The following is an 11,807-nucleotide window of genomic DNA, read 5'->3' on the forward strand; positions in this document are numbered from 1 at the left end:
AGTATTGCTTTTAGAGTGTTTATAAAACTATTTTGTCGATTTGTAAACCGATTCTAAAAAACAGAAAGCTTAAAATAATTATGAAAAATAAAAGATTAGATTATATCATTTTGGTAATTGCTGTGTTGATTTTTTTATTACTGCAATTAGCAGAATTTAGTAAAATACAATATCCTTTTCGTTTACTTGGTACCTGGTTTCATGAAATGGGTCACGGACTTACAGCGCTTTTAGTTGGTGGTGATTTTAAGTATTTAGAGATTTACGAGAATGGTGGTGGAGTTGCGTATTCAACATTAAATAACAAATATTTACCATTGCATATTTGCGGAGCATTAACAGCTGCAGGAGGCTTGTTAGGTCCGGCTATTTCTGGTGCACTTTTAATTATGGCTGCAAGAACTACAAAATATGCAAGTATTTTTCTAAGAGTATTAACAGGAGTTATGTTATTATCATTGATTTTATGGGTGCGTTCTTATTGGGGAATTGTTGTTTTAGGAATTTTTATAGCAAGTTTTTTAGTGATCATGTTTATTAAAAATAAAAGAGTTGAGCGAACAACTGTTTTGTTCCTAGGTTTACAATGTGCATTGAGTACATGCTTGCAATTAGACTATTTGTTTACCAAAAATTTTGAAAGAGATGGACAGGTTATGAATTCGGATACTCAAAACATAGCAGCCAATACTTTTGGGACTTACTGGATGTGGGGAGCTTTTATATTGGTAATAAGTATTTTGATGCTTTGGAAAAGTATTCGTTACTATTTTAGATCGTCATAAAAACACTGCAACTACTGAACAGGACTTTGAAAACAAGGTCTTTATGATACTTTTTTCTGGATATTCGCTCTCTTAAAATATAAGATATGCGACAAAGTAAACAAAAATTAAAAACGTTTTTTGAAAGAGGAGACATTCCTACAGAAGAACAGTTTTCCGATTTAATTGACAGTTATCTGGATAGTAAACAGCCTAGTGGTGAAGCTAATCGTAGATTTGTAATTGATGCAGATGGAGATGTTCATATTACTACTGCAGCAGGAGTAACTACATTACAAGAGGATATATGTTGGGAAATTGCTCCGCCTAAACATACCGTTTCTTTTAAAAAATTAGACAGTTCAGATGCATCTTTAATTGAAAACAGAGATGTAATTATTCCTGGCGAATTGGAATTAACAGGTCTTTCGGGTAGAGGATTGTTTAATCATATTGAAGAAGATATTGTTGATGAAAAAGGAAGTTCGCCAGTAGGTACTTTATGGGCAATGGGAACATTATCTGATGATATTACTTCTTTATCTTTTTATCCATTTGTAGAGGCTTACAGAAGAAACAATCCAGATGTTAGAGATTTTAGTGGTGTTGTAGGACAAACTTATGTGGTAAAAATTGTTGAATCAAATGAGTATTTTGAAATTACTTTCACGAATTGGTCAAGTAGATTTTCGGGAGAGTTAATAGCCGCATTCACAGAAGACACAAAAAATACACGAGAAGAATTAGGTTTTGGTTATACAAGAACTTCAGTTTTTACTCAAGATGAAATTAATAGTTATGGAGAATTTGAAGGGGTTGTTTCAAAATCGTTCAATGAATCAGACGAAGAAGTATTAGAAAGCAGAGTGTTTTTTTATAATTCTCAGATTATTGATGAGCCTAATAACTGGAAACTTAATACAAAAGAAGAGCAGAGTAGATGTTTTTACTACAACGAACCAGTTTTAAAAATGTGTAACGTATTTACAGTAACCAACAAAAAAGTGTTAAACCAAACAATTAGTGCCTAATGATGTATATTTTAATCAAATTGCCACAGTTTGTGGACAGTGTCGTTTCTGGTAAACTACAGATAGACAATATAAACCCTTTCAGAAGTTTTTATGACAATACAATAGATTTTCAGGTTAATATTGATGGTATTAATACTTTGAGACCAAGTTTTAATGCAGATATAGATTATAACATACCTGCAGATTTTGATTTGGATGCCTTTAAAAACAGATATGTTCAGTATGAGCAAGGGGTGTATCAAATAATAGCTGGACCGATTCTTTTTTCTACCGGTGTAGAACAGGGAATATTAATTAATTTTTCACAAGATCAGTATGCCAATCTTGTAGATCAAATGTCAGTAAGTTTATTAGAACTGAATGTGAAATTTAAAAATCCTTCTGATTTTAATGAGAGTTTATACACAGAAGATTTTGAATATTTAAAATTGGGTGACTCTAGTGATTTTGGAGGAATGGCAGCTGTAGGAAGTTCTAGTTCTGATATGTTAAGAGCTTCAGGAAATTTGTCTAACATATTATAAATTATTGAAAATGGGAAAAAACGTAAAAATAAGGTTTTCAGATTTTGTAAACTTTCATGGAAAAGAAGATAAAATAGGGGTTTCTTATGTAGATAAGGGAACTTCAATTGCTGTAAATAGTAATAACAGTAACTTAAGAAATAGGTTTATTGTTATCAATCCAAATTCTTCTACAGAAAAAACACAATTAGTATTTAATGATAGGGTTGTTTCTGATGGTTACAGTTTTTATGTGAAAAACACACAAGATACAGATGTAGAAATAGCATCAACTTTTGCAAGTGTGAATGATCTAACAGCAATAAAACCAGGTGAACTAGGTAAGGTTTTTTATGATAAAAAAAATCAAAAAGTTTATGTTGAGTTGCTAGGAGGAGCTGCTAGTTCATCAAGTGGTATTGAAGGAATCAAGTCTACAGGAACAATTGCAAATAAAGATAATGAAGTAATTATTGGAGACGATAGCTTAGGAGGCTATGTTTCTATAAGTTACAGCAAAGGGAATAGATTTTATGGAGAGAATATTTTTTCTGATGGATATAGTATAGAGTCTTATGATGCAAGTCCAGAAATTAAGTTTGATGCTTTTTATTCAAGTTCTAACGGAGGAAACATTTCTCATTTTGGACGTAATTTAGATTATTTTACTTACGGTAAAGGTGGACTTGATGTAAATAATTATTTCTTTGATTTTAACTTTACTGAAGGATTTAAGATTAAACAGCGTGTTAATCAAAACAGTTTTAAAGAAGCTGCAATAAAAACGGGATTACTTACTACGAATCAAGATTATCAATTACCAAATAAGTCAATAACATTTGCGGGCTTAACTGATATTCCAAAAGTACAAGCAGGTACAAATATTACCATTGATAATTCAGATCCTTTAAAACCTGTTATAAATGCGTCTTCAGGAGAAATCAATAATAATTTTATTAATGGATTATATAATACTGGGAACAATGTAAAATTAGGAGGTGTTTTGTCAGATCAATTTACAGATTTAAAATTTGATGATTCATATTCTGGAGAAAGTTTAAGAATTATTGGGTCTAAATCTGATGGTGATATGTTCATAATTAATAATGTGGGTTCAAGTGGGCATAGTGGTTCGAGTGATGGGATTGAAGGAGATCCAGAAACTCAAGGTATAGTTTTAAGTACAGCAGGTTATATAGAGCAGAGAGCATTATCTGGATTAATAGATATGCAAGCTCTAGCATTTAAAATTTCAACAAGAAATCCTCACGGTTTTACAGGATATGGGTATGATGAATCTATAGTACTAGAAGCTTTAAACCCTACAGATCCAAATCAAGGTTATATTCATCTAAAAACAAAAAAACTATTAGCTCCTGATACCGAAATTACAGATATTACTGAACCTAAAAATTTAATAACGAAAGAGTATGCTGATGCAAATTATTCTGGGGGAGGAACTAGTACTACGGATTTATCTTACACAGCTGCTCCAGATAAAGGAACAGTTGTTTCTAGCACCGGAATTGATGCTGTTATTCCAATTGCAGATAAAACGAATGCTGGTTTAATGAAAGCAGATTTCTATGAAGAAGGAACTTTTACCCCTCGTTTAACAGGTGGTAATGGTTCTTATACAGTTGGGGCATCTAATTGTAATTTTGTTAGAATAGGTAATAATGTAAGTTTATCAATTGTTTTAATGGAGGTGAATTCTACTGGTAGTCCTAATGCAACTTTTGTTATAGAGGATACACCTTTTGAGGCAGCATATCCAACATGTGGAATGATATCTAAATTTACAGGGACTAACTTAAGTGAAAATGAAGTGTCAAGTTTAGGGGTTACTGTTGCTGGGGGGAATTTTAAAAGATTGCAGTTTCAGAATAAACATGATCACCTTCCTACTGGTATTACATTTACAAATGGGACAATAGTTTTACAAGCAAATTATATAACAAATGTATATAAACCATAGTTTATAATTATAAAAACTCAAACTTTAAATTTTTCTAATGTTTGAGTTTTTTATTTCTCAACTTTCAACTTTTCAAAATATTCTTTAGCAGCTTTTTTAACTTTAGGAGCTAAAATTAATGTAGATATTACAGTGGGTATTGCCATTAGTGCGTACCCACTATCTATTAAGTTAATTACAAAGTCAAGTTTTACAACAGATGCTGTTATAATTGCAGCGATGTATATGTAATTATAGAATTTTCCAATTTTAGTATTTGTTAGAAAACTCAAACAAGAATATCCGTAAAAATAGTAAGTGAATAGCGTTGAAAAAGCAAAAATTAATACACAAATTGTTAAGATAACACTACCCATTCCGTAAGGTAATACTGCATTAAAAGATTCTAGTGTTAATGAAATACCATTTCCTTTAAAACCATTCCAAATACCAGAAGATAAAATAGCCAAAGCAGTTAATGTACATACCAATAAAGTATCAATAGCAGGACCTAACATAGCTACTAAACCTTCTCTAATAGGTTCTTTTGTTTTGGCAGTACCATGCATTATTGGCGCAGTACCAATACCAGCTTCATTAGAAAAAGCAGCTCTTTTAATTCCAGTAATAATTACAGCACCTAAAGCACCTCCTAAAACTGCGTTTCCAGAAAAAGCATCATTAATGATTAAAGAAAACATATTTGGAATGTTTTCAAACTTTAAAATTAAAATAGCAACAACGGTAACTAAATAAATGACCACCATGGCAGGAACCAATTTACCAGCAACTTTACCAATACGTTTAATTCCTCCGAAAATAACTATAGCAGTGATAAGAGCAATTATAATTCCTAGTGTTAATTTAGTTGTAAATAAATTTGATTCAGAAACCTTAAAAACATCAACTAAGGTTTGTGTTAACTGGTTTGCTTGAAAAGCAGGAAGTGTTCCTATTAAACCAGCTAAGGCAAAAAATACAGCTAAAGGTTTCCATTGTTTTCCTAAACCTTCGGTAATTACATACATTGGTCCGCCTTTTACATTTCCTTCTTCATCTTTTCCTCTGTACATAATTGCCAAACTACAGGTAAAAAACTTAGTTGCCATGCCTACAAAAGCACTTACCCACATCCAAAAAATTGCTCCCGGACCTCCAGTGGCAATAGCAATGGCAACACCACTAATATTTCCCATTCCAACGGTTGCAGCAATAGCAGAAGACAAAGCCTCGTAATGAGATAAATCTCCAGGTGAATTATGCTTATCGTATTTTCCTCTTAAAATATTTATGGCATGTCCCATGTATCTGAAAGGGATCAATCCTGAGTAAATAAATAAAAATAAACCACCTCCAGTAAGTAGAATAAGTAATGGAATTCCCCAAATCCAAGAAGAAAACTGTGTAACTAAGTTTTGTAATTCTGTAAACATGCTTCAAAAGTAAAGTATATTTTCTCTAGTTTAGTTAAAACTGTTTTATTAAAACAATTCTTTTGTTTCCGTTATATTTATGTAAAAACTTTTACAAGTAACGTATTTCTGTTAATTATGAGTCTTTCTTAGGTTTTCTATTTGGGCGTCTTCTAGGTTTGTATCGCTTTTTGTTAGAAGATTCCGTAGTTTTTTGTTCGTTATTTGTTTTTCTTTTGTTTCTGAAATTTTTCTTTCTTCTGTTTTTACCCTCAGAAGTATTTTCTCCTTTTGTTTTTTTCTTTGGATTGTTTTTTGGTTGATTTTGAGTAGTTGGTGTTAGATCAAAGCCTTCTAATTCATCAACTTTCAACTTTTGTTTGAGTAGTTTTTCTATGTTTTTAACGTATTCCAGCTCTTCATCAGCAACTAATGAAATTGCTTCACCACTTGCGCCAGCCCTACCAGTTCTTCCAATTCTATGTACATAATCTTCTGGTATGTTTGGAAGTTCGTAGTTGATAACATGAGGAAGAAGAGGAATGTCTAAACCACGAGCAGCAATGTCAGTAGCAACTAATACTCTAATTGTATTTTCTTTGAAACCTTTTAATGCTTTGGTTCTTGCTCCTTGACTTTTATTACCGTGAATAGCAGCGGCAGTGATGTCTTTTTTTGATAGTTTTTCTGCTAATCGGTTAGCACCATGTTTTGTTCTGGTAAAAATTAACACTTGATTCCAGTTACCATCAGAAATTAGTTCCGTTACTAATGCAGTCTTTCTACTTTTTGGAACACGATAAATTTTTTGTGCTACCATTTCGGCAGTTGTATTTTCTGGTGCCGCTTCTACCAAAACAGGATTTGTTAGGATACTTTGTGCTAGTTTTTTTATTTCTTTAGAAAAAGTAGCAGAAAACAAAAGGTTTTGACGTTTTTGAGGTAATAAATCGATGATTTTATTTATGTCTCGAATAAATCCCATATCAAGCATTCTATCTGCTTCATCTAAAACAAAAAGGTCTAGTCTTTTTAAAGAAATTACTTTTTGATTGTGCAAATCTAGTAATCTACCAGGAGTAGCAACTAAAATATCTATTCCGCCTCTAATTGTTGCTATTTGTGGTTTGGGCTTTACACCACCAAATATTGCTGTTGATTTAATATTTACATATTTACTGTAAAGTTTTACATTGTCATAAATCTGTGCGGCTAATTCTCTAGTGGGAGTTAAAATTAACGCACGTATTGGTCGGAATTTAGGATTTTTAGTATCTGCTATAATTTGTAAAATAGGCAATGTAAATCCTGCTGTTTTACCAGTTCCTGTTTGTGCCGATGCTAATACATCTTTTCTTTCTAGTACTACAGGTATTGCTTTTTCTTGAATAGGAGATGGAGTTGTATATCCTTTTTCTTCAATTGCTTTTAAAAGCTCTTTTCTTAAACCAAGTGATTCGAACGTCATAAATATGTATACAGAAATAGAAAATTACCATTTCTAATGAGCTGTAAAGGTACGCTTATTGATTTTAGGAATAAGTTTTTATTGATATTTCATTATTGCGTTAGGGATTGAAGCATTTGTTGGAGCTCTTTATAATGTTTAAATACATTATAAAAGCGACTGCGGAAAGCCCGACCTTGTGTAACGCCAAAAAAAGTAGTTAAAAATTAGAGAAAAGTTGTAAGTTGTCGGACAAAATGAGACTTAGTAACCAAATTAAACTAGAAATAAAATGAATGTAACTTTAAAACTTGCCTTTTCTGCACTTGCTGTAACAATGTTTTCTTGTGCGCCTAATAACAAAGAGAAAAAAGAGCCTGTAGTTGTTGTAGAGAAAAAAGAAGAAGTAAAAGAGTTAAGTAAGGGGGAGCGTATAATTAATGATGCAATTACTGCACATGGAGGAGATTTATACAAAACAGCTTCTTATGAGTTTGTTTTTAGAAAAAAGCAGTATAGTTTTACAAATAAAGATGGTGCTTACACGTATACTGTAAAGAAAGTTGATGAAAAAGGAAATGAAGTTATTGATAGTCTTAAGAATGGTAGTTTAAGTAAGTTTTTAAATGGTAAAGCAGTTGAACTAAGTGCTAAAGACCAATCTAGATATTCAGAAGCGTTAAATTCTGTTATATATTTTGCAACGTTACCTTATAAGTTAAATGATGGAGCAGTAAATAAGAAGTTTGTAGAAACCCAAACAATAAAAGGTGAGACTTACAATGTAGTAGAAGTTACTTTTAATAAAGAAGGCGGTGGAAAAGATTTTGATGATGAGTTTTACTATTGGATTCATGCAAAAACAAATACAATAGATTATTTAGCCTATAATTATAAGGTAAATAATGGCGGTGTTCGTTTTAGAAGTTCTTATAATAGAAGAAATGTTGGCGGAATTATTTTTCAGGATTATATAAATTATAAAGCTGAAGTAGGTACTCCTTTAAAGTTGTTACCTGGTTTATATGAAAATGAAAAGTTAAAGGAGTTATCTAGAATTGACACAGAAAATGTAAAACAGCTTCATTAAAAAGCTGCTTTTTGCTGATTTTATCCAGTGTTTTATATGCTCTGTTACCAATTAACTTCTTTTAAGTATGACAAAAAGAGCTGTTTTCGTTACATATCGTACGATAAACGGTATTTAGGTTAGTATAAATTTGAGAAGTCTGTGTTTAAATGTTATTGATCGAACTTGAAAGTGTTTAGATCGATTTTTGATGAAAAACAGTTGAAGTGTGTGGTATCTTTGAAGTGTACAACAAAAAAAGACAAAAATTAAATTAAAAATATATTGTAGTAGTTTATTATAATCCCCGAACTTTTATATTATAATCCCCATTATATTTATAGTTAGTAAGTTTTCTTAAAAGAGAAGTCCTTGAATACCTACCTCAGTTTTCAAGGACTTTTTTAATGCTCTATTTTTTATAATTTGAATTGATGCTTTAAGAAAGAAATGATGGTAACTGTAATTTTCTGTTTGAAAACATACGATGAATGGTTTTTGGATAAGTATAAATTTGAGAAGTCTTAGTTTAAATGCTATTGATCGATAATGAATGTGCTTAGATCGATTTTTGACGGACAACAGTTGAAGTGTGTAGTATCTTTGTAGTGTACAACAACAATAAGACAAAATAAAATTAAAAAACATAATTAGTAGTAGTTTATAATAATCCCTTAAACATTTACATTATAATCCCCTTTATATTTAAAAGTTTAGTTAGTTTTCATAAAAAAGTCCTTGACACATTTCCTCAATGTCAGGGACTTTTTTATTGGTAGAACTTTTAGAGATACTCATTTATGTTAAAAAGAGAAAAAATAGGAGTTTGTTAGATGGAATTTAAAATGAATGAATTTTCCTTTGTGTAACTGTTAGTGTGCTTGTTTATTGATGGTTATCGTACGATGAATGGTTTTTGTATAAGTATAAATTTGAGAAGTCTTAGTTTAAATGCTATTGATCGATAATGAATGTGCTTAGGTCGATTTTTGAAGAAAAATAGTTGAAGTGTGTAGTATCTTTGAAGTGTATAACAATAATAAGACAAAATAAAATTAAAAAACATATCTAGTAGTAGTTTATAATAATCCCTTAAACATTTACATTATAATCCCCATTATATTTAAAAGTTTAGTTAGTTTTCATAAAAAAGTCCTTGACACATCTCCTCAATGTTCAAGGACTTTTTTATTGGTAGAACTTGTAGGTATATTCACTTATATTAAAAAGAGAAAAAACAGGAGTTTGTTAAATGAGATTTAAAAAGAATTAATTTTCCTTTGTGTAATTGTTAGTGTGCTTGTTTATTGATGGTTATCGTACGATGAATGGTTTTTGTATAAGTATAAATTTGAGAAGTCTTAGTTTAATTGCTATTGATCGATAATGAATGTGTTTAGATCGATTTTTGATGAGAAACAGTTGAAGTGTGTAGTATCTTTGAAGTGTACAACAACAATAAGACAAAATAAAATTAAAAAACATAGATTAGTAGTAGTTTATAATAATCCCTTAAACATTTACATTATAATCCCCTTTATATTTAAAAGTTTAGTTAGTTTTCATAAAAAAGTCCTTGACACATCTCCTCAATGTTCAAGGACTTTTTTATTGGTATGAGGTAATAATATCTGTTCTGTTTTAAACATTTTATATCATCAATGTTGATTCAATTATAGTATTGTGCATTAGTTTAAAAAGTAGACTTACAATGTGTTTAATGATGTATGTTTTATGAGTTATAAAATGTTGTTAGGCTAAGTTATACATCAGTTTTCTTTCTTAAAACACTGATTTTTATAAACCTATGTTAAGTATAAAATTTGGAAATCTTTGTTTCTGTACCGTTGATCGATATTAAATGTTCGTATATCGATTTTTTAGAAAACAAAGCTTATGTTAGTCGTACCTTTGAAGTGTATAACAAAGAGATCAAAAAAACAAAATGTAGTAGTTAGTTTAAATAATCCCCTTAAACTTTATATTATAATCCCCTTTATATAGATAGCAAGTTTAGTTAGTTTTAATAAAAAAGTCCTCAACAAATTCATTGTTAAGGACTTTTTTTATTTGATAGCCTTTGCTATTTCTTTGTAAATATTATTTCTGAAGAACGCCTCTTTTATTAAGAGCGTCAATCATTCTTAAATTACCTTCTTTTATAGTGTTTGCTTTAAATGTAAATGTTTTTTCCATTATTTGATTATTCTCAAAAAAGGATACTTGAAACCTGTTACTTAAAGCAAATACATCAGGGTGAATTAATTCTATTTTAGCGTATGAATTAGCAGGTAATTGATTTATTTTTTTTCTAAAAACAGTAGTCGTTTTTGTTTCTGAAAAACCTTGTGATACTACCATTACCATTTCAACAGGTGTGTCTTTTTGATTTATCAAATAAACATACCAGTCATCTGTATCGTTGTTCTCTACAGATTCTAATACAATAGCCATTTCAATGCCTGTTACCTCAGGAATTACAATGTCTTTTTTCATGAAATAAAAAGTGATTAAACTATATTACAGATTTAAATTGTTCTAAGAAACGAACGTCATTTTCATAAAACATTCTAATATCTGGAATTTGATATAATAACATTGCTATACGCTCTATTCCCATACCAAAAGCATAACCAGAATATTTGGTAGGATCGATATTACAATTTTTTAAAACATTAGGATCTACCATTCCACATCCCATAATCTCTAACCAACCAGTACCTTTAGTAATTCTATAGTCAGTTTCAGTTTCTAATCCCCAATAAATATCTACTTCAGCACTTGGTTCAGTAAAAGGGAAATAAGATGGGCGTAAACGGATTTTAGACTTTCCAAACATTTCTTTAGTAAAGTATAATAATGTTTGTTTTAAATCAGCAAAAGAAACATCAGTATCTATGTACAGACCTTCAACTTGATGGAAAATACAGTGAGCTCTAGCAGAAATATCTTCATTTCTAAAAACTCTACCAGGAGAAATTGTTCTGATAGGTGGCTCATTTTGCTCCATATATCTAACTTGAACAGAAGAGGTGTGAGTTCTTAAAAGAGTATCTGGATTTTTTTCAATGAAAAATGTGTCTTGCATATCACGTGCAGGGTGATATTCAGGTAAATTTAAAGCAGTAAAATTATGCCAATCATCTTCAATTTCTGGTCCTTCAGAAACGGTAAAACCAATTCTGTTAAAAACCTCAATAATTTGATTCTTAACCAAAGATATTGGATGTCTTGAACCTAATTCAATTGGCTCTGAAGGTCTTGTTAAATCACCATAAACACCTTTTTCTTCCACTGCATTTTCAATAACTTCTTTAAGAGTAGTTACTTTATTCTCTGCAGAGTTTTTAAGTAAATTGATGGTTTGTCCAAACTCCTTTTTTTGTTCATTAGGTACGTTTTTAAACTCAGTGAATAAATCTTTAATTATTCCTTTACTACCTAAGTACTTAATTCGAAATGTTTCAATTTCATTGGCGGTAGTAGCATTAAAGCTTTCTACCTCTGTAATTAGTTCCTTTACTTTGTCTAACATGATCCATCAAAAAATTAAGCCACAAATTTACAATTTTTTTATCATTTCGGTGGTAAAATAGCATCTTTAGCGAAAACGTTTGAAAC

At 30.5% G+C, this 11,807-nt stretch carries 9 protein-coding genes; 5 read left to right on the forward strand and 4 right to left on the reverse strand.

Annotated features, from left to right (window positions below; genetic code table 11):
• The first annotated feature begins 80 nt into the window (after positions 1-80).
• From EYW44_RS08510 to EYW44_RS08525, 4 genes are all read left to right on the forward strand, one after another.
• Positions 81-785: a M50 family metallopeptidase gene (locus tag EYW44_RS08510; protein ID WP_132723243.1), complete on the forward strand. Its 705-nt coding sequence runs from the start codon at positions 81-83 to the stop codon at positions 783-785.
• 86 nt (positions 786-871) lie between these two features.
• Positions 872-1,795 (forward strand): hypothetical protein, encoded by a 924-nt coding sequence (locus EYW44_RS08515; RefSeq protein WP_132723244.1) that lies wholly within the window; start codon positions 872-874, stop codon positions 1,793-1,795.
• Positions 1,795-2,322: a hypothetical protein gene (locus EYW44_RS08520; RefSeq protein ID WP_132723245.1), complete on the forward strand. Its 528-nt coding sequence runs from the start codon at positions 1,795-1,797 to the stop codon at positions 2,320-2,322. Before EYW44_RS08515 ends, EYW44_RS08520 begins: the two co-directional genes overlap by 1 nt.
• Before the next feature lie 10 nt (positions 2,323-2,332).
• A complete protein-coding gene (locus tag EYW44_RS08525) occupies positions 2,333-4,279 on the forward strand; it encodes a hypothetical protein (RefSeq protein WP_132723246.1) in 1,947 nt (648 codons plus the stop codon).
• Positions 4,280-4,329: 50 nt separating this feature from the next.
• Here EYW44_RS08525 and EYW44_RS08530 read toward each other — a convergent pair whose 3' ends face one another.
• Together EYW44_RS08530 and EYW44_RS08535 are read right to left on the reverse strand one after the other, a co-directional pair.
• A complete protein-coding gene (locus EYW44_RS08530; protein WP_132723247.1) occupies positions 4,330-5,691 on the reverse strand; it encodes an alanine/glycine:cation symporter family protein in 1,362 nt (453 codons plus the stop codon).
• A 115-nt stretch (positions 5,692-5,806) separates the two neighbouring features.
• Positions 5,807-7,138 (reverse strand): DEAD/DEAH box helicase, encoded by a 1,332-nt coding sequence (locus tag EYW44_RS08535; RefSeq protein ID WP_132723248.1) that lies wholly within the window; start codon positions 7,136-7,138, stop codon positions 5,807-5,809.
• 271 nt (positions 7,139-7,409) lie between these two features.
• Between EYW44_RS08535 and EYW44_RS08540 the strand changes: the two genes are divergently transcribed.
• Positions 7,410-8,207 (forward strand): DUF6503 family protein, encoded by a 798-nt coding sequence (locus tag EYW44_RS08540; protein ID WP_132723249.1) that lies wholly within the window; start codon positions 7,410-7,412, stop codon positions 8,205-8,207.
• Positions 8,208-10,286: 2,079 nt separating this feature from the next.
• On the opposite strand, the gene EYW44_RS08545 is transcribed toward EYW44_RS08540, so the two are convergent.
• Together EYW44_RS08545 and EYW44_RS08550 are read right to left on the reverse strand one after the other, a co-directional pair.
• Positions 10,287-10,682 (reverse strand): hypothetical protein, encoded by a 396-nt coding sequence (locus EYW44_RS08545; protein WP_132723250.1) that lies wholly within the window; start codon positions 10,680-10,682, stop codon positions 10,287-10,289.
• A 19-nt stretch (positions 10,683-10,701) separates the two neighbouring features.
• Positions 10,702-11,721 (reverse strand): phenylalanine--tRNA ligase subunit alpha, encoded by a 1,020-nt coding sequence (locus tag EYW44_RS08550; protein ID WP_132723251.1) that lies wholly within the window; start codon positions 11,719-11,721, stop codon positions 10,702-10,704.
• Positions 11,722-11,807: the final 86 nt, after the last annotated feature.

Source organism: Tenacibaculum sp. M341, assembly GCF_004337695.1.
Taxonomy (GTDB): Bacteria; Bacteroidota; Bacteroidia; order Flavobacteriales; family Flavobacteriaceae; genus Polaribacter.